A 19,689-nucleotide genomic window follows, 5' to 3' on the forward strand; every position below is an offset into this window, starting at 1 on the left:
AGCATAAGATTTCTGGTGGCGATACCGGAGGGGGTACACCTGTTCCCATCCCGAACACAGCAGTTAAGCCCTTCAGGGCCGATGGTACTTGGGACGCAAGTCCCTGGGAGAGTAGGTCGTCGCCAGATTAATTTTAAAAAGGCTCACAGTTAAGCATAACTGCTGAGCTTTTTATTTTGCCTAAAAACGTAGGGGCGACCTTTGGTCGTCCGCAGGGGTGTTAGCACAGTCCTACGGACGACCAAAGGTCGCCCCTACAAAAATTATTCAATTAAACATTAAATCGGAAGTGCATGATATCTCCATCCTGCACGACATATTCTTTACCTTCTAAACGTACTTTGCCTCTCTCTTTGGCTTGTACCATAGAACCGGAGGTAACCAAGTCTTGATAAGAAACAACCTCAGCTCGAATAAAGCCACGTTCAAAGTCGGTATGAATAACGCCAGCTGCTTGGGGAGCCTTGGTGTCTGCTGTTACCGTCCAGGCTCTTACTTCTTGCACGCCGGCGGTGAAATAGGTGCGTAGACCTAGTAGTTCATAAGAGGCGCGAATTAATTTATCCAGTCCAGATTCCTCTAGTCCCAGCTCCTCCAGAAACAATTGTTTTTCGTCCCCTTGTAATTCAGCAATTTCAGACTCCAATTTGGCAGAAACAGGAACCACAGTGGCGTTCTCCAGGGCAGCAAGGCTCTTAACCTGTTGAAAAAATACATTTTCTTCTAAATCAATCAAATCATTCTCTCCAACATTGGTTATATAGATGATTGGCTTAATTGTTAATAGATGAAAGAACCTTACTAATTTCATTTCTTCATCAGTAAACGAAATGCTTCTAGCTGGTTTACCCTGGGTCAGGGCTTCATCCAATATTCGTTGGATTAATTGATATTCCATTTTAGCTTGCTTATCCTGGGACTTGAGTTTGCTGGACAGACGCTCCTGGCGGCGTTCCAGGCTTTCTAGGTCGGCTAAAACGAGTTCTAAGTTAATGACTTCGATATCGTTAAGGGGATCCACTTTCCCGGCCACGTGAGTAATATCATCATCGATAAAGCAACGAACCACCTGAGCGATTGCATCTACTTCCCGAATATGAGACAAGAATTTATTGCCTAAGCCCTCACCACGGCTGGCACCTTTTACTAAACCTGCTATATCAACAAATTCAAATGTAGTGGGAACGGTTTTTTTGGGTACTACCAGTTCTGTTAGCTTGTCTAAGCGATTATCCGGAACAGTTACGACTCCTACGTTTGGTTCAATGGTACAAAAGGGATAGTTGGCAGATTCAGCACCTGCTTGGGTAATGGCATTAAATAAGGTAGACTTTCCGACATTGGGTAACCCAACGATGCCGCATTTTAAAGACATTCTTTTTCGCTCCTTGCATGATTTAAATTAGCACACCCTTAAAAGTATAGTGATTAAGAACCGGTAAGGCAAGTAAAATAGCAGATTAAATCCCCCACGGTTTAACCACTGTGGGGGATTCTGATTTTAAAACCAAAATTGTGGATATTTTCTTTGCGAAGAACAGTTATTAACTAAAACAGCGATCAGTACTAGCAGGAAGGCACCCAATCCTACCGGTGAAAGAATATAGTCAAAGTTTTGACCGGTGTAGACGGCCACAAAGGCGGTGGCACCCCCGGGTGGGTGCAGGGTATGGGTCATATTCATGAAAAAAATTGCCAAGGTCACTGCTAAGGCAATGGTCCACCATTGATTACCTAGCCATTGATAAACAACAACCCCTGCAGTGGCGGATACCAAATGACCACCTATGACATTGCGTGGTTGTGCCATTGGAACCTGACAGGCTGCATACAGTAGGACCGCGGAGGCACCTAAAGATGGAACCAATAAGGGGATATTATAGTAGGTATTTAAGATGGCAATTAGGCTAATGCCCAAAAAACTGCCAACAGCAGTTAGTAGATGGCTTTTTAAGTTAACGGTCTTATGGGCGGGGCAATTTCCTCCCCGCATTTTACATATGTAGGATTTAAGATTTTCTTGTGCTGAAGAATGCTTTGTTACCTCAAGGGTTTTGCTTTGTGCCAAACTTATGCACCTCCAGAAGTAGTTTACTATTGATTGAAATAATAAGCAGTTATGCTTATCACAGTTTAGATGTCATATGCCTGACCATAAGTATCCAAAAAATTTTACAAATTTATCATATTTTTGTAATGAAAAAATGGTAAACTAATCAGAAGTTAATGTAACATAAATTTGCGTGATAAGTTTGCCGAGCTAGGGAATGATAAGATGTGAGGTGAAGGATATGTTTCAAATTAAAGACAAAATATATTGGGTCGGTTATAAGGACTGGGATTTAAAAAAATTTCATGGGGATGAATATTCTACCCACCGGGGCTCTTCTTACAATTCTTATATGATAGCAGATGAGAAAATTGCCTTAGTCGATACCGTTTGGACACCTTACCATGAAGGTTTTGTTGAGGAAATTGACAAGATGTTTGGCCTAGATAAAATCGACTTAATTGTGGTTAACCATTGTGAAGTGGATCATGCAGGTAGTTTGCTATACTTGATGGAAAAAATACCGAATACCCCGATTTATTGTACCAAAAAAGGCGCCGAAATGATGAAGAAGCATTATCATCAAGATTGGAACTTCCAAACGGTGAAAACGGGTGACAGTGTGGATCTGGGGCAATATAAATTAGTGTTTGTCGAAGCGCCCATGCTGCACTGGCCGGATACTATGATGACGTATGTCCAAGGAGCAAATCTTCTTCTATCGAACGATCCCTTTGGACAACACCTGGTCTCACCCTATTATTTTAATGATCAAGTGAACCAGGGAGAATTATATTATGAGGCAACAAAGTATTACGCCAACATTATTACACCTTTTAACAAATTGGTGAAAGCCAAAATTAATGAATTAAAAGCTTTAAATCTGCCCATAGACATGATTGCTCCCAGTCATGGTGTTATCTGGCGAGATAACCCAATGCAAATTGTTGAACAATATGAGGCATGGGCCAGCAATTATCATGATGGTTCGGTGACAATTTTATATGATACTATGTGGGGTGCCACCAAGAAAATGGCGCTGGCTATAGCCCGTGGTTTAGAGAGCCAGGGTGTACCAGCCAAAGTAATTAACACCGCCAAATTTGATAAGAATGACATTATTACGGAAGTGTTCCGGTCCAAGGGAATTATTGTAGGAAGTTCTACCATTAATAACGGTATTCTTTCCTCGATGGCTGCTATCCTAGAAATTATTAAGGGTCTCAAGTTTAAAGAAAAAATAGCGGCTACCTTTGGCTCCTATGGTTGGAGCGGTGAAGCGACAAAGATTATTGAAGAGTGGCTGAAGAACTCCGGTTTTGAGATTGTGCAGGAGCCAAAGAAATTCCTTTGGGATCCCACCGGAGAAGAACTAGAAGAATGTATCCTCTTTGGGGAGGAGTTTGCTGCGAAGATAAAATCATTTATCGCACCGGAACGGACGGTGAAATAACAATGAGTGAAAACTGCCTGAACCTTTCTACTATCGTTGAATTAGCGGCTGGTAATAGTGAGAAAGGGGTGCAATACTATAGAAAGATGAAGGAGAATGCCGAGGATCCCATTGCTCGAGAGATCTTTCACCGCCTAGCGGAGGAAGAAGAGGAGGAGCGGCGTGCTCTTCTTAAGGTGGCGCAAATAGAAGCTACCAAAGGGCAGATAAATCTTGATGAAAAGACCTACTGTTATTTATGTGCCCTGGGAGATGAATTGAATTTCCCTCATGATGATACTAAAATATTTACAGCTATAAATCCCCGGGAGGCCTTTGAGATAGGTATTGAAGCGAAGAAGGATGGCATTCTACTGTACCATGAGTTTCTACAAAGGTGTGTTTCTAACGAAGCGAAGAATATTTTGCTCCATTTAATTGAAAGTGAACAAATGCACCTGTTGGAACTGCGGGATACGATGTATGAAATCTGTCCAGATGGATGTAAGTATTACCATAAAAATGGTAATACTGTGGCTAGGGGATAAATATAAATAAAATCCCCCTAGTAAAGAACTATTTAAATATAAGGGAGGAGAGTGTATTATGTCCAAGTATGAATGTGTTTGCGGCTATATCTACGACCCCGCCAAAGGAGAAGGAGACATTCCGGCTGGTACTGCCTTTGAGGATCTGCCAGAGGACTATGTTTGTCCTGAATGTGGCTTAGGCAAAGATGCCTTTACCAAGGTTGAATAACGTATCAACTAAGTTGAAAAGAAAGAGGCTTGCGACCACAAAGTCGCAAGCCTTTTTAGTGAAATTGGAGAGCTGGGATTAGCCCAGCATTTTAGCGAGATCAGCCTTAGCATCACCACTAATGAGCTGCAAGCCAAAAGCGTTTTGGAGAACTTCCACCACGCCGGGAGCCAGGAAGGCCGGGGCGCTGGGACCAACGTACATGTTCTTAACACCTAGGCTAAAGAGGCCTAAGAGGATGGCTACAGCCTTCTGCTCAAACCAGGACAGTACAATGGTTAGAGGTAGATCATTAACACCGCAGTTGAAGGCTTCAGCCAAAGCCAGAGCGATCTTAACGGCAGAACCCGAGTTGTTGCACTGGCCTAAGTCTAAGAAACGGGGAATGCCAGTTCCTTCGATCGTACCGAAGTCAACGTCATTAAACCGAAACTTACCGCAAGAAGTGGTCAGGATTACGCAATCCTTGGGAATAGTCAGAGCTAGTTCTCTGTAGTAATCTCTGCCCTTGGTAGGAGCATCACAGCCGGCAATGACGAAGAAACGCTTGATTTTACCTGCTTTGACAGCTTCCACAATTTGAGGAGCAAGAGGGAGCACATTCAAGTGGTGAAAACCAGTGGTAAAGGTTTGAGTTTCTTCGGAGGAACCGTTAATTTTGGTAACTATTTTCTTCCACAGGCCATCAGCAGGAGCGCCGGGCAGAGAAAGAGCTTTTTCAATAACAGGAGCAAAATCCAGACCTTCAATCATTTGTACACCTTCCAGACCGGTGATGCCGTAGCAGAACATACGGTCAGCGTAGGTGGCATTGCCTCTAATGGGCATAATGCAGTTGGTGGTGGCCAGGATGGCACCGGGAAAAGCTTCGAATACCTGTCTTTGATCATACCAGGCTTTACCAACATTACCCTTCAGGTGTTTGAACTTATTCAACTCAGGGTAACCGTGGGCAGGCAGCATTTCGGAGTGGGTGTAAATATTAATGCCTTTGCCTTCGGTTTGTTTAAGCAGTTCTTTTAAAGCCAGTAGGTCGTGACCGGTAACCAGGATGCACTTGCCTTCTACTTTATCGTTAGTAACAGCCACGGGGGAAGGAATGCCCAGGGTGTCCAGATGGGCTTTATCCAATAAATCCATAGCCTTCACAGTGGCAGTACCTACATTAAGAGCCATTTTAATAGTTTCATCCAGGTTAAAGCTAACGTTGGTCAGAGTGGAGAACAGAGCTTCTTCCATAATCTTATTGATTTCAGGATCAGTGTAGCCCAGCTCTCTGGCATGGTAGGCGTAAGCTGCTACACCTTTTAGACCAAAAATAATGGTATCTTGTAAGCTGGCGATATTTTCATCTTTGCCGCATACACCAATTTTGGTGCAACCGCCTTTAGGGGTTTGTTCACACTGGTAGCAAAACATATTTTCATCCTCCTATTTTGTCTAGTATTTTGTTCGGCCGTTATTGGGCCGCTTTTGTTGTCTGATAGTATCATACCGAAAGACAAGGCTGCAGGATGTGACTGTAGTCATGTAGGAGCTGTGATATTACTCACAGGGGGAGTGTTAGTTTTGACTAAATTAATGAAGGTTCTTTTAAAACAAAAATAATGGTCTTTGGCCTTGAGCCAGTGGCTTTAAAGAGCAAACAAAATGACCCCGTAGGGGGTCATGAATCGCCAGGGTTTTTGAGAAACCTGCTATTCTCCCACAGGTTCACTTGGCGTTAGAGTTCCTTCTTCAATTCGTTTCGGACGAGGCGGGCGAGGGCCAATGTATTGATAATAGTTACATTCTACCCGACCGTTATAAAGCTTACGTTTTTTATCTGCAGGTTTTCCGAAATACCGCTCAAACTCCTCGAAGGAAGAGATAACAAAGCATGACCAATGATCCAAAGAACCGTAGGTCTGACTTAACTCTTCGGTGAGTTTTTTTACCTCGGCAAGTTCACCTAACCGTTGTCCATAGGGAGGGTTGGTAATGATGAAACCATATTTTTGTTTACTGCGCACCTTAGCTACGGGTACTCGTTGAAAGTGGATGGAATCTTCCACACTAGCCTGCTTTGCATGATAACGAGCCAGGCTTAACACTTCATCACTGATATCGGTGCCGTAAATGCGCAGTTTATTATCACGAATCTCGGATTCCAGAGCTTCTTTCCGGGCCTTAACCCATAAATCTTTGGCCAGGATGGGCCAGGCTTCTGCGGCGAAATTTCGGTTAATACCGGGGGCAATATTGTGCCCGATGAGGGCTGCCTCAATGGCAATGGTGCCAGAACCGCAAAAGGGGTCCAATAACACTCGGTCTGGATACCAGCGGGCAATGGACAAAAGTCCGGCAGCAAGGGTCTCCTTTAAAGGGGCCTGAGAGGATAATTTGCGGTATCCCCTTTTATGTAAACCTGCTCCACTGGTATCAATGGTCAGAGTAACCATGTCTTTGAGCAAAGCTACTTCGATGGTGTAGCGTGGACCGGTTTCTTCAAACCAATCTTTTTTATAACGCTGCTTCATTTTTTCTACAATGGCTTTTTTTACAATGGCCTGGCAGTCTGGTACGCTGTGTAACTGAGACTTGATTGATTTTCCTTCCACAGGAAAGTTAGCGTCCTCGGGTAACCAATCTGGCCAGGGTAATGCCTTGGTTTGCTGGAATAACTCCTCGAAGGTAGTGGCTTTAAATTCACCCATTTTTACCAGGACTCGGTCTGCCGAGCGCAGCCAAAGGTTGGTCCGGCAAATCGCTGCTTCATCCCCAAGGAAGGTTACCCTGCCATTTTCTACGGTAGTTTCATAGCCAAGCTTTTTCACTTCATGGGCCACAACGGCCTCTAAGCCAAAGGTAGCGGTCGCAATAAGTTCAATTTTTTTGGTCATAGGTACCCCACATGTAATGTTTTTCCACTAAGTGATAATGTACCACGTCTGGGTCTTATTTATCAAGGCAAGTTAATTTTTTGGCATATTGGATCGTAAACTTTTTGATATGCTAAGACGATACTTTTTAAACAATACAGTGAAATTTCAATTTTAAAGGATAATAGCATAAGAAAAATTGTTCAATATAAGTTTTTCAGAGAAAAATTTGTATTTATGTATTGAATCTCGCGAGAGGTTCTAGCATAATTAAATTAGCCCAACTGGTTGTCTAACTGGGCACAAAAAATCAAAGGGAGGAACTGAAATCATGTATTTAGTAGCTATTGACAGAGATAAGTGTGACGGCTGTGGCGCTTGTGCAGATGCTTGCCCTGCTGGTATCCTGGGAATGGTTGATGACGGCAAAGCTGACATCACCGGTGAAGCTGAAGAGTGCATGGGTTGTGAAACCTGTGTAGCTACCTGTCCCAACGAATGCTACACCATTACTGAAATGTAATAGTATCAACGAATAAAAACCGTCAGTTAAGATAACTGACGGTTTTTATTTGTTTGTATCAGAAAATCACACATTAACCACACTCCATGGCAACCCAGTAGGATTGGTGTCGGAATAAAATGCTACAATTGTTAATATTTTACTGGTATAATTTAACAAGACAAATCATAAAAAGGGGTGCCTTGAATTGGGAAAAAAAATTACATTTTCTGAAGGAGCAGAACTATTAAGGGTGCCAATAAGTATCATTAGTAAATGGTTTAGCCAGGGGCTGTTTAAAGACGTCGAGTTAGACAGAAAGGGACCTGGTGGTCCAACATATCTACTGAAGTTAGAAGAGTTATTGGCCATTAGGGACTCCCTGGAAGCTGAAAAAAAAGGAATTGAATTAGCCAACCAAGAAATTGCCGCTAGCCAGGAGAAAAAGGAAAAGATCGGGGAAACTCAGCCTAAAAAGAGATTGAGTTTAGTGAAATCCGATATGAGAACCAAAGTCAAGGATTCTTTAGATCCTAATCCCGGCAAAGACATTGTCTTACGAATCCAAGAGGATACCGCAGCGGGGTTGGCCAACACATTAATACAGTACTTAAATAACTTTGAGCAAAAGTTTCTGCAGCATATGGAAGAACAGGCGGACCGCAATGCCCTAAAATACAATACAATGGCTATTGAACATTTGGAAACGCTCAAGAACATGTCTACCAAAATGGAAAAGGTGGTAGACGCGTTGGTGGTTATGCCGCAAAAAGTAACGGACGATACGGTGAAGATAGTTTCCGAAATTAAAGAGATGCTTCCCGATATGAATAAGCTATCGGATCTAAACAAGGGTACTGATGATAAGTTAGAAGCAGTAAATAAAAAATTAGAGAGGCTAACTGAGGAAATTAAGGATACCAAGTGGGCTGTGGTGAAAATGGCTCGGGATAATACAAAGGTTAGTAAAAAAATGAAAAACAAAGGCAAATTGGGGTTTGGTTTTAGCAGCATTGGGAAAATTTTGGGAATTGGCAAATAAGGTAAGTGAGCGAGAGGTCTGGCTAAAGCCAGGCCTTTTGGTAATTTGTGCTTGCTTTGACCTAGAGATGATGGATTATAAGGGGCTCTAAAGATTTGCTAAAGGAAATCTTTTCTACCAAGTTATTTTCAGACAATTAAGATCATATTGAATTAATTAAATGATTAAAAATTTGTACGCAGTGTATGTTGTCAAGTGACAAATGTCCATTAAAATCTTGTCTGCGGCTGGTGTAATTGTAGGTACAATGGCAAGAATCACAAAAAACTGTCCATATGGACAAATTTTTAATTGCTAATTGACGTAAAAGAATATAGTATACAGTATAGAGATGTATATCCACCGAGAGAAGACAGATGGAAGGGTATGAATCTCATATATATTTAGGGGAGGTTAACGGAGGAACCATGTTTAAGAAAAAGTATGTTACGGTAATTACCCTACTGCTGGTTGCCGCATTTGCACTGGCAGGCTGCGGAGGTGGCGGCGGAGAGAAGAAAGATGCCGCTCAAGATGCTGCTTCCGATGTAATCAAGATTGGCGTATATGAGCCCCTGACCGGTACCAATGCAGCTGGTGGAGAAATGACCGTTGAAGGTATTAAACTAGCTAACCAGTTGTTCCCTGAGGTGTTAGGTAAAAAGGTAGAGTTAGTAATTGTTGACAACAAGAGCGAAAAGCAAGAAGCTGCTAACGCTGTTGAGAGACTGGTCAGCAAGGACAAAGTAAATGTAATTATTGGTAGCTATGGCAGTTCCTTATCCATGGCCGGTGGCCCCATTGCCAAAGATGCTGGGATTCCTGTCATTGGTTGTTCCCCCACGAACCCTGCTGTTACCCTGGGTAACGACTATTACTTCCGCGTTTGCTTTATTGACCCCTTCCAAGGTACTGTTATGGCAAACTACGCTTTTGATAAATTAGGTGCTAAGAAAGCCGCTATTATTCAAGACGTACAGCAAGATTATTCCGTTGGCCTGAACAACTACTTTGAAAAGTCCTTTAAGAAATTAGCCGGTGAAGATGCCATTGTAGCAAAAGTTAACTACAATACCGGTGACAAAGACTTTTCTTCTCAGTTAACCGCTATCAAAGATAAGAAACCCGATGTTATTTTTGCCCCCGGTAACTTTACCGAATCCGGCATCCTGGTAGAAAAGGCCCGTGAACTGGGCATTACCTGCCCCATTCTGGGTGGCGATACTTGGGAATCTGAAGAATTCCTCAATCGCGTTAAGAACACTAAAGATGTTTATTTCAGCACCCACTTTGATTCCACTCAGCCGGTAACCGAAATGTCCAAGAAGTTCAAAGAAGAGTATGAAAAGGCTTACGCTGGCAAGCAAGTTAACGCCTTTGGCGCCCTTGGTTTTGATTCTTACATCTTAGCCCTGGATGCTATGAAGAAGGCTAACTCTGCTGATCCTAAGGCTATCCGTGACGCTCTGGCAGGTACTAAGGACTTTGAGGGTGCCACTGGTCTGATCACTCTGGATACCAACGGTGATGCCACCAAGACGGCTATCATTAAAAAGGTAGCAGATGGTAATTTCGTCTACGAAGGTAAGGTTGATCCTAAATAAGTAGGTAAGATTAGTTACCGACTCCCCTCCTGCCCACAGGGGGGGAGTCCGCAATTATAGCCAATCAATTGGAACTTGTACCCAAAGAACTAGGCAAGTGTCTTGGAAGGGGTTATAACATGGAATTATATCTACAAACTTTAGCAAACGGCATTTCTTTGGGCAGTCTATATGCACTCATTGCCATTGGGTATACCATGGTTTATGGTATCTTACGGTTAATCAACTTTGCACACGCCGATCTTTTAATGGTGGCAGGCTATATTGCTTTTTATGGCATCATGGTTTTTGCCCTGCCTTGGTGGTTTTCCTTCCTGATTGCCATCGCCCTAACCGCTCTCTTAGGAGTTAGTATTGAAAAGATTGCTTACCGCCCTTTGCGAAATGCGCCAAGAATTTCTGTTTTAATTTCAGCCATTGGTGTTTCTTTTTTACTTGAAAATCTAGGTATTGTGGCCATTGGTGCCCGTCCCAAATCTTTTCCTCGTCCGGAAGAACTGGTTTGGAATATTAAGCTGGGTGATATCTCCTTCTTATCCTTAACCGTTATTATTCCTATCGTCACTCTCCTTCTTTTAGTGGCAGTTACCTATATGGTTAATAAAACAAAGACAGGTACAGCCATGCGTGCTGTGTCAAGGGACTTTGAAACGGCTTCGCTAATGGCTGTTGATGTGAATAAAGTAGTGAGCACCACCTTTTTGGTTGGTTCCAGTCTAGCTGCTGTGGGCGGCATATTATATAGTTTACAGTACCCCCAGATCGATCCCTTAATGGGTGTATTTCCCGGCTTAAAATGCTTTATTGCAGCGGTTATGGGGGGAATCGGCAGTATCCCAGGAGCGATGTTGGGTGGCTTTATCCTTGGCATGGGCGAAGTTTTCTTGGTGGCCTTTATGCCCGAGCTTTCCGGGTACCGGGATGCCTTTGCCTTTGTTATTCTAATTTTCATCTTACTATTTAAACCCACCGGTATTCTGGGTGAAAATGTTGTAGAGAAGGTGTAGCCATGGACAGTAGACAAAATATAAAAAGACTTTTAACCCTCGGATTAATACTTCTCAGCTGTCTCGTACTCTTTTTTGCCCAAGGTTTTTTATCCAGCTTTAATATCCGTATCCTAAACTTAGCTGCAATTTTTGTTATTCTGGGAGCCAGTATGAACCTGGTACTGGGCTTTACGGGCATGTTTTCCCTGGGACATGCCGGATTTATGTGTGTAGGTGCCTATGTTTCCGCTATTTTAACCATGTCTCCGGCCAGTAAAGAACTGATTTATTACATGGAGCCGATTATCCCACCCTTAGCCAATGTTCATTGGCCTGTATTTCCAGCCATCGTTATGGCAGGTGTAGTTGCTGCTTTCTTTGGCTTTTTAATTGGTTTCCCGGCCCTGCGCCTAAGAGATGATTATTTAGCCATTGCGACCCTGGGTTTTGGTGAAATCATTCGGATCATTGTTACCAATACCATTACGATTACCAACGGTTCCCTGGGCCTCAAAGATATTCCATCTATTAAGAGTCTTTGGATTTACTGGGGCTTTGCCATTGCCACTATTTGGATCTTAAAACAACTTATCAATAGTAGTTGGGGCTATGCCTTTAAAGCCATTCGGGATAATGAAATTGCCGCCGAAGCGATGGGCATTGATGTCTTTAAACATAAGCTACTGTCCTTTACCGTGGGAGCTTTTTTTGCCGGTCTGGCAGGAGCGCTCATGGGCCACTTAATTACCTCGGTGGACCCCACCATGTTTAGATTCCTCTTTACCTTCCAAATCCTGCTCATTATTGTGCTAGGTGGTTTAGGTAGCCTAACCGGCTCGGTTATTGCCGGGGTTGTGGTAACGGTGTCGATGGAGTTCTTACGCTTTGTAGAACAACCGATCAATCTATTTGGTCTGATCATTCCCGGTATCCCCGGCATGCGGATGGTTATTTTCTCTCTGTTATTGCTGATGGTTATCCTGTTCTACCGGCAAGGACTGATGGGGACACGGGAGTTTAACTGGGATTGGATACTCGATAAGTTAGGGGTAGCTCGCCGCAAGGAAAGGGGTGTGGCTTAGATGGGGAATTCTCTTTTAGTGACGGACAACATTACCATGCAGTTTGGTGGTTTGCGGGCGGTGTCTGATTTGGCTTTGCAAATAGCCCCACGCCAAATTGTTGGACTAATAGGCCCTAACGGTGCCGGCAAGACAACGGCCTTTAACATGATCACCGGTGTCTATAAGCCTACCCTGGGTAAAATTAGCTTTGATGGAAAGGATATTACAGGGCTAAAACCCAACCAAATTACCGAATTAGGTATTGCCCGAACCTTTCAAAACATTCGCCTCTTTTCCAGCATGTCGGTGCTGGAAAATGTACTGCTCAGCAAGCATGTGCGCCTTAAGGCGAATCCTTTGGAAGCTATTTTGGGGTTGCCCCGTTATTCCAAGGCCAGAAAACGTCATTATGAAGAATGTATGGAACTCCTGGATCAAGTTCAATTGGCGGATCTAGCTGATGAAAAAGCCACCTCCCTGCCCTATGGGAAGCAGCGCCGCTTAGAAATTGCCCGGGCTTTGGCAACCCAACCTCAGGTGATTTTGTTGGATGAGCCGGCAGCGGGGATGAATCCTCAGGAGTCCCTGGAACTTATGGAGTTTATTGCAAAGATTAGAGAGCAGTTTGGCTTAACCGTTCTCATGATAGAACACCATATGGAAGTTGTTATGGGCATTTGTGAGCATATTGTGGTGCTAGATCACGGCGTAACCATTGCCCAGGGCACACCCACAGAAATTCAAAATAATCAGCAGGTCATCGAAGCATATCTTGGGGCGGTGGATGAAATTGCTTAAAATTGAAGATTTGCATGTATATTACGGTGGTATTCATGCCCTCAAGGGCATTACCATGGAAGTCCCGGAAAACAAAATAGTAACCTTGGTTGGTGCCAATGGGGCGGGTAAAAGTACCACCCTGCGTGCTATCAGCAGCCTGGTACAGCCGACCCAGGGGAAGATTACCTTCCATGGGGAGGATATCACCAAAACCAAGACAGCGGACATTGTCAAAAAGGGTATCACCCTGGTACCTGAGGGAAGGCGTATTTTTGCCAACTTAACTGTATTAGAAAACATCAATATGGGTGCCTTTGCCCGTAACGATAAAGACGGGATTAAAAAAGATATCCAAAGAATTTATGAAATGTTTCCCCGCTTAAAAGAAAGGGAGTGGCAGGCAGCCGGGACCCTTTCTGGTGGTGAGCAGCAAATGCTGGCTATCGGCAGAGCCTTAATGTCTCGTCCGGCCGTTCTGATGATGGATGAGCCATCGCTGGGGTTAGCTCCTTTATTGGTTAAAGAAGTATTTAGGATTATCAAAGAGATTTACAGTCAGGGCATGACGATCCTGCTGATTGAACAGAATGCTACCGCAGCCCTTCAGGTGGCTGACTATGGTTATGTCTTGGAAACGGGTAACATTGTACTGCAAGGACCCGGCAAAGAACTGGCAGCCAACGATGAGGTGAAAAGAGCATATCTGGGCAAAGCCTAAGAGTAACAAAGCGGCTAAGACTCCGAAAGGGATCTTTAGCCGCTTTCTTGTTGTAGGCATTGGTTCAAGGCGAATAGCCCCAAAAAAAGGGGTTCCTTTCCAGGAACCCAGATAGAGGAGGGTAGTTGTTGCTTTCACTAACAATATACGCTAAAAGAATCACAGGGACGTTACATAATTGTTACAAATACATTAAATATCACCAGTAATCAAGGCACATGATCTGCTTGGCAGCGTGATAAAATAAGTCTAAGCCTATTGCAAAGGAGGGTTCCGGGTGACTAAAAACAAAGGTACTATTAACAGACCCGAAGCAGAGAAAATTGCCCGGCAAATAACCAAAGCATCCTCAGAGGAACGACTTTATGGTTACGACCCTGGTGATGATTATGCCCAGGGAACCCCGATGGCTTAGGTTTTTTAAGCAGAGGAGCTTAATTCCTCTGCTTTGTTATGTGAGCTGGCATAGTTTTGTAAGACATGGCAAGGGTTATTTCATAATTGGTTGGGGAAAATCGTGATACAATGAAGTCATCCCAAATAGGGAAACTGGGGTGAGATGATGAAGTTAAAACAAGAAGTGGAACTATATCTTACGGAGAATAACTATCCAGAGTTGGCTGCCAGAGTACTGCAAAATCCTGGCATGGTTAAATATTTGTTCAGGCTGTTGTATCATCCCTATGGTGCGGCTAGGTGGCAGGCTATCCAGGGCTTAGGCCAGATTAGCGAAGAGATGGTAAAGAATGACCCGGAGACTGTACGAGAGCTGCTGCGCAGGCTCCTTTGGTCGATGAATGACGAGTCGGGTTCTGCCAGTTGGAGTGCCCCGGAGGCTATTGGGGAGATCATTGCCCGCAATCCGGAGTTATTAAAGGAATACGTGTCTATTGTGGTACATGCCTCTGAGGAGGAAATATTTCACCGGGGCATAGCCTGGGCCCTGGGGCGGGTGGGTGGTCAGCGACCCGACTTGGTACAATCCTTTATCCCGTTACTAAGGGAATTTCTAGTGCATCGTCGACCGGAGGTAAGAGGGTACGCCGCCCAAGCTCTGGGGCGCATTGGAAAAACGGCGGTGGAGGCTCTGCCAGATTTAAAAGGCCTAGACCCAGACATGACTGAAATTGAAGTTTATGAAAAAGATCAAGTTGTCATGAAGAGCGTTTGGCAATTGGTACAGGATGCCGTTGCCAGAATTGTAGGTGAAATATAAACCGGGGGAAACCTCGGTTTATATTTTTTTAAAATCACCAAGCTTAGCAAAGGGGATCTAATTTCTTTGGCAGCAGTTAAAGCAGGAATTGGTTTTCTTTTTGCAGAACAACTAATCAATGGAATGACAGGAGTGAAAGGAATGCAGAGCTCTAATCAACCGAGAGTAAACCCGTACCTTGTGGTTTTATTGGGAGTAGTGGCAGTTAGTACGTCAAGTATTTTTACCAAATTAGCTGAAGCTCCGCCGTTAATTATTGCGGCTTACAGACTAGGCCTTACGGTACTGTTATTGGCCACACCCACGTATCTTACCGGTGCCCGGGAAGTTAGGAGCATTAACAAAAGGGACCTAGCCCTAGCCTGTTTAGCAGGAATTTTTCTTGCCCTGCATTTTGCCGTTTGGATCACGTCCCTAAACTATACTTCCATTGCCAGTTCTACTGTATTAGTAGCCATGCAACCACTTTTTGTTATTAGTGGCGGTTATTTTCTGTACCGGGAACGGGTGGGCAGGTGGGGACTGCTGGGAGCCATGCTGGCCCTGGCAGGTAGTGTCCTGATTGGCATTAACGACTTTCGCATTGGCGGGCAGGCCCTCTGGGGTGATTTACTAGCCTTTACCGGGGCCATATTTGTTGCGGCTTATGTTTTAATTGGCAGAAATCTGCGTGCCAGAATGTCTCTTTTTCCCTATACCTTTTTGGTTTACGGAGCAGCCACCGTACTGTTACTGATCATTAATGTAATTAACCGGGAAGTCTTTTACCCTTATCCAGCGGAAACCTGGCTATGGTTTTTTTGTCTGGCGGTGTTTCCCACCATTTTCGGACACACCCTTTATAATTGGGCATTAAAATATGTCAAGGCGGCAGTTGTTTCCGTTAGTACTCTGGGTGAGCCGGTGGGGGCTACCCTGCTGGCCTGTATAATCTTTTACGAGATTCCTAGTATGATGCAAATGGTTGGGGGACTCATTATCCTGGCTGGATTGTACATATTTATTATCTCCCAGCGAAAATCAGAGCCGCTTGATCGTTCTAGTGAGTGAGGGAGGTAATTAATCCTGTGAAAGTTCAGATCATTAATACTTCCTGGGGTTATGTTGCCGCAGCCTGGGAAAATGAATTGTTAGCGGGACTAACACTACCGCATACAACGGGTCTGGAAGCGCTCAGTACTCTGGGGGAGTATGTTAAAACAGATCTCCTACTTTCCCCGCTGCCAGGTCAACCAGCCGGTCCCGTAGAACAACAGTTAGCAGAACAGGTTGTTCGCTACTTTGCAGGTCAAAGGGTAGCCTTTGAGATTCCCCTTTCCTGGGCCCGCGTGACCCCTTTCCAACAAAGAGTATTAAAAGTAGTGGCGACCATCCCCTATGGAAAAGCCCTCAGCTACGGGGCCGTCGCAGCTTTGGTAGGGAACCCCAAGGGCGCCAGGGCAGTAGGTGGTGCAGTGGGTGCCAACCCCTGGCCATTGGTGATTCCTTGTCACCGAGTGTTGGCCCACAACCAGGGGCTGGGTGGTTTTGGTTCGGGTTTAGGGTGGAAAGAAAAGCTACTGCAATTGGAAAACATAGACTATCGGACAGACAACAGAAAATAATCTGTGGTTCAGATTGCCAACAACTACATTTATCTATAGCCTAACCTGTGATATCAAATAGTCACAGGTTTCTTACTTTACTCAAGTTGCGAATTTGACAAAATCCATACCTTTTATAATCAAAATACACAGGTAGCCCATAGCTTCGTTTTTCACAGTGTCCTGATTTTCTGCCAACCACCAACCGGTCTTTGTTTTGTTCAGAAATTGTTCAGAGACAGCTGATAAAATAGAAATTAAATAGTTATGGGGAGTGTTCAGAAATGTGCTTAGTAAAAGGGACTCTCTCTTGCTACAAACCAAAGATTCTGTAGCCAACCAGAATCACTTTTTTCCGTATTCAATGTATTTACAGAGAAGATATTATTTGAAAAAGATTTATTATAGATTAAATAGCAAAAAGAGGATATATGAAAAATGAGCGTTGTTGTAAAATACAAAATCAAGTACGTTGTTTTTAGTTCTTGTTTTTTAATATAATTTGGCATTTTGTATTTATAGTAAGTTATTTATATTGAATAACAAAATATGGAATAACAATTATGCATTATGATGGATCAGATTAAGTTAAGGGTTGTTTTTGGTTGTGAGGGGAAGTGTGGGCTTGGACCATTTTAGGATACAAGATTTAATAAATGTAATATCAAAATTTCATAATTTATTTGATATTGTCAGGGTGGTTGATCCTGTTAAAAAGCGGGTTGTTGACTATGATGAGAGAGGAGAATGTGGACAGGGTTCCATTTGCTATGATTTCTGGAAAACGGGGATGCAATGCAATAATTGTGTTTCCGTAAGAGCTATGACTGAAAATGATACCTTTATTAAAATTGAATACAATGATAATAAGACATTTTTAGTTATGGCAAGTCCGGTTAAGATTGGCGGAACTAGCTATATTGTTGAGATGTTTAAAGATATAACTGACACTGAAGTTATTACTATTTTAAAAGAAAAAGGCATCATGGAAACAAACAGTATTATAGCTGAACTTAATGAAAAGAGTGTTACAGACGAACTCACTGGCATATATAACCGAAGATATATCAATGAAAAACTTCCAACGGATATTTATAACGCCATGCTTAATCAAAAGGAACTCTCTGTTATTATGCTGGACATTGACTACTTCAAGGTGATTAATGACACCCATGGACATATTGTCGGTGATACAGTAATAAAAGAGCTGTGTAAGACAATGAAATCAAAAATAAGAAAAAACTATGATTGGATTGCTAGATATGGTGGAGAGGAATTCCTAATCGTATTAATGGATGCAAACCAAGGTGTGGCCTATAAGATTTCAGAAAAAATTCGCTTAGCCCTGGCAAATAAACCAATAAAACATAACGACCTTACCATCTGGGTAACAGTAAGTGCCGGCAATTATACCGTAGAACCAGGGGTTAAAAATTACCACGAGGTTTTGCAGGCTGTTGATAAAAATTTATATAAGGCGAAAAAAAACGGAAGAAACAGGACGGTTTCTTCCTACTGCTTGTAGTTAGTTTTCGTATGGGGATATTTCTTACTGCCACATAGAATAACCAGGCCTGTCGCAAAACGTTTATGAGTAAAACGTAAGGCGATAGGCCCTTTTTTTCAAGGAAAAGGCCAGGGGAGAAGGAAGATATCTCCATTTGCAATTCCTTTTGGGTACAGCAAAGCAAGGGAAGGGCCTTCCCCTGTGAAAAAAGTTCTATTTGGGAATCAGGATGCTTTAGGAATATGCAAATGGCTTCCGCAGCGCTGAGATTGAATCTTGTTGTGGAGTTTGTTGAGGTTAAAGGCCCATGGCTAGCAACAAGAACTCATTGGCAGGCGTTGTGCCCTATTTATACCGCAACCATAGTATTGACTTGACTTAGCAGGTCTTTTAGAATTTCTAGACCAGAAGGTACACTAATGGTTTTAGATGATTTTTTCTGGAATTCGCTCCTTTTTTGACACATAAAGTGAATAGCAAAAAAGGGGATGCATAAAAGCAAAATAAGCGTAGTTATAAATACGAAAATCGAGTATGCTATTTTTTAATCTATTTTTAAAATGGTTTGAAATCTATATTTATATTGATATTTAGCTATTGATAACGTCTAGCATAGATAGTACAATCATGGATTGGCTTGAGTGGAGGTTGTTTTTCTGGCGGAAAGGAAGTGTGAGTTTGGATCATCTTGAGATACAAGATGTAATAAATGTAATGTCAAAATTCCAGAAACTGTTTGATATTATTAGGGTTGTTGATCCGGTTAAAAAGCGGGTTGTTGACTATAAGGAGATGACAGAATGTGGTCAGGGGTCTATTTGCTATGATTTCTGGAAAACCGGGGTGCAATGTAACAACTGTGTATCTGCCAGAGCTATGAACGAAAATGATACCTTTATAAAAGTTGAATGCAATGATGGTAAGTTATTTCTGATTATTGCCAGTCCGATTAAACTTGGAGAAGATAATTATGTTGTTGAGATGCTTAAGGATATAACGGAAACAGGAGCTATCACTATTTTAAAAGAAAAAGGCATAAAAGAAACAAATAATATTATAGCAGAGCTTAATGAAAAGAGTGTTACCGATGAGCTAACCGGTATGTATAACCGAAGATATATAAATGAAAGACTTCCGGCAGATATCTATACTGCCATACTCAATCAGAAGAAACTTTCTGTTATTATGCTGGACATTGACTACTTCAAAGAGATTAATGACAACCATGGACATATTGTCGGTGATACCGTGATAAAAGAGTTGTGTAAGACAATGGAATCAAAAATAAGGAAAAATTATGATTGGGTTGCCAGATATGGTGGAGAGGAATTCCTAATCGTATTAATGGATGCAAATCAAGATGTGGCCTATAAGATTTCAGAAAAAATTCGCTTGGCTCTGGCAAATAAGCCAATAAAACATAATGACCTGACCATCTGGGTAACAGTAAGTGTCGGCAATTACACCCTAGAACCAGGAATCAAAAATTACCACGAAGTTTTGCAGGCTGTGGACAGGAATTTATATCAGGCGAAAAAAAACGGCAGAAACAGGACCGTTTCTTCCCACATAGAGTAACGGAGGCAACTCGTGCTAGGAGCTA

General features: G+C 42.8%; 20 protein-coding genes and 1 rRNA gene. 17 read left to right on the forward strand and 4 right to left on the reverse strand.

Annotated features, from left to right (window positions below):
- The first annotated feature begins 11 nt into the window (after positions 1-11).
- Positions 12-128 (forward strand): 5S ribosomal RNA (gene rrf / locus BUA78_RS17775).
- Between the two features lie 143 nt (positions 129-271).
- Here the strand turns inward: rrf and ychF are convergent.
- Together ychF and BUA78_RS17785 are read right to left on the reverse strand one after the other, a co-directional pair.
- Positions 272-1,375 carry a redox-regulated ATPase YchF gene (ychF, locus tag BUA78_RS17780; RefSeq protein WP_072917248.1) on the reverse strand — a complete coding sequence of 368 codons (1,104 nt, stop codon included), beginning with the start codon at positions 1,373-1,375 and terminating at the stop codon, positions 272-274.
- A gap of 126 nt (positions 1,376-1,501) precedes the next feature.
- Positions 1,502-2,068, reverse strand: coding sequence for an HPP family protein (locus BUA78_RS17785; RefSeq protein ID WP_072917249.1), 567 nt, complete (start codon positions 2,066-2,068; stop codon positions 1,502-1,504).
- Between the two features lie 223 nt (positions 2,069-2,291).
- Between BUA78_RS17785 and BUA78_RS17790 the strand changes: the two genes are divergently transcribed.
- Genes BUA78_RS17790 through BUA78_RS17800 form a run of 3 tightly spaced genes read left to right on the forward strand, consistent with a single transcriptional unit; the run spans position 2,292 to position 4,241 of the window.
- Positions 2,292-3,503, forward strand: coding sequence for an anaerobic nitric oxide reductase flavorubredoxin (locus BUA78_RS17790; protein WP_072917251.1), 1,212 nt, complete (start codon positions 2,292-2,294; stop codon positions 3,501-3,503).
- 2 nt (positions 3,504-3,505) lie between these two features.
- Positions 3,506-4,030, forward strand: a complete 525-nt coding sequence (locus BUA78_RS17795) for a ferritin family protein (RefSeq protein ID WP_072917253.1) — start codon at positions 3,506-3,508, stop codon at positions 4,028-4,030.
- Between the two features lie 58 nt (positions 4,031-4,088).
- Positions 4,089-4,241, forward strand: a complete 153-nt coding sequence (locus tag BUA78_RS17800; RefSeq protein ID WP_072917256.1) for a rubredoxin — start codon at positions 4,089-4,091, stop codon at positions 4,239-4,241.
- Between the two features lie 78 nt (positions 4,242-4,319).
- Here the strand turns inward: BUA78_RS17800 and hcp are convergent, their stop codons facing one another.
- Together hcp and BUA78_RS17810 are read right to left on the reverse strand one after the other, a co-directional pair.
- Positions 4,320-5,660: a hydroxylamine reductase gene (gene hcp / locus BUA78_RS17805; protein WP_072917257.1), complete on the reverse strand. Its 1,341-nt coding sequence runs from the start codon at positions 5,658-5,660 to the stop codon at positions 4,320-4,322.
- Positions 5,661-5,938: 278 nt separating this feature from the next.
- Entirely contained in the window at positions 5,939-7,123 is a 1,185-nt protein-coding gene (locus tag BUA78_RS17810; RefSeq protein WP_072917260.1) for a THUMP domain-containing class I SAM-dependent RNA methyltransferase, read from the reverse strand.
- A 310-nt stretch (positions 7,124-7,433) separates the two neighbouring features.
- Between BUA78_RS17810 and BUA78_RS17815 the strand changes: the two genes are divergently transcribed.
- From BUA78_RS17815 to BUA78_RS17875, 13 genes are all read left to right on the forward strand, one after another.
- Positions 7,434-7,625 carry a 4Fe-4S binding protein gene (locus tag BUA78_RS17815; protein ID WP_072917261.1) on the forward strand — a complete coding sequence of 64 codons (192 nt, stop codon included), beginning with the start codon at positions 7,434-7,436 and terminating at the stop codon, positions 7,623-7,625.
- 187 nt (positions 7,626-7,812) lie between these two features.
- A complete protein-coding gene (locus BUA78_RS17820) occupies positions 7,813-8,646 on the forward strand; it encodes a hypothetical protein (RefSeq protein ID WP_072917264.1) in 834 nt (277 codons plus the stop codon).
- 407 nt (positions 8,647-9,053) lie between these two features.
- Positions 9,054-10,229 (forward strand): ABC transporter substrate-binding protein, encoded by a 1,176-nt coding sequence (locus BUA78_RS17825; RefSeq protein ID WP_072917299.1) that lies wholly within the window; start codon positions 9,054-9,056, stop codon positions 10,227-10,229.
- Positions 10,230-10,348: 119 nt separating this feature from the next.
- On the forward strand, positions 10,349-11,236 hold the full coding sequence (locus BUA78_RS17830; RefSeq protein WP_072917303.1) for a branched-chain amino acid ABC transporter permease: 888 nt from the start codon (positions 10,349-10,351) through the stop codon (positions 11,234-11,236).
- Between the two features lie 2 nt (positions 11,237-11,238).
- Positions 11,239-12,300: a branched-chain amino acid ABC transporter permease gene (locus BUA78_RS17835; RefSeq protein WP_072917266.1), complete on the forward strand. Its 1,062-nt coding sequence runs from the start codon at positions 11,239-11,241 to the stop codon at positions 12,298-12,300.
- The gene (locus BUA78_RS17840) at positions 12,301-13,080 is read left to right on the forward strand and encodes an ABC transporter ATP-binding protein (protein ID WP_072917269.1); all 780 of its coding nucleotides are present in this window, start codon (positions 12,301-12,303) and stop codon (positions 13,078-13,080) included.
- On the forward strand, positions 13,073-13,780 hold the full coding sequence (locus BUA78_RS17845; protein ID WP_072917301.1) for an ABC transporter ATP-binding protein: 708 nt from the start codon (positions 13,073-13,075) through the stop codon (positions 13,778-13,780). The genes BUA78_RS17840 and BUA78_RS17845 overlap by 8 nt, the downstream gene beginning before the upstream one ends.
- 277 nt (positions 13,781-14,057) lie before the next feature.
- The gene (locus tag BUA78_RS20360) at positions 14,058-14,195 is read left to right on the forward strand and encodes a hypothetical protein (RefSeq protein ID WP_175549071.1); all 138 of its coding nucleotides are present in this window, start codon (positions 14,058-14,060) and stop codon (positions 14,193-14,195) included.
- A gap of 147 nt (positions 14,196-14,342) precedes the next feature.
- On the forward strand, positions 14,343-14,996 hold the full coding sequence (locus BUA78_RS17850; protein ID WP_072917271.1) for a DVU0298 family protein: 654 nt from the start codon (positions 14,343-14,345) through the stop codon (positions 14,994-14,996).
- 141 nt (positions 14,997-15,137) lie between these two features.
- Entirely contained in the window at positions 15,138-16,046 is a 909-nt protein-coding gene (locus tag BUA78_RS17855) for a DMT family transporter (protein WP_072917306.1), read from the forward strand.
- A 17-nt stretch (positions 16,047-16,063) separates the two neighbouring features.
- Positions 16,064-16,600, forward strand: coding sequence for a methylated-DNA--[protein]-cysteine S-methyltransferase (locus BUA78_RS17860; protein WP_072917274.1), 537 nt, complete (start codon positions 16,064-16,066; stop codon positions 16,598-16,600).
- A 604-nt stretch (positions 16,601-17,204) separates the two neighbouring features.
- Entirely contained in the window at positions 17,205-18,104 is a 900-nt protein-coding gene (locus BUA78_RS17870) for a GGDEF domain-containing protein (protein ID WP_072917279.1), read from the forward strand.
- A gap of 660 nt (positions 18,105-18,764) precedes the next feature.
- Positions 18,765-19,664 carry a GGDEF domain-containing protein gene (locus BUA78_RS17875; protein WP_175549072.1) on the forward strand — a complete coding sequence of 300 codons (900 nt, stop codon included), beginning with the start codon at positions 18,765-18,767 and terminating at the stop codon, positions 19,662-19,664.
- Positions 19,665-19,689: the final 25 nt, after the last annotated feature.

This window comes from Desulforamulus aeronauticus DSM 10349, from assembly GCF_900142375.1.
Taxonomy (GTDB): domain Bacteria; phylum Bacillota; class Desulfotomaculia; order Desulfotomaculales; family Desulfotomaculaceae; genus Desulfotomaculum; species Desulfotomaculum aeronauticum.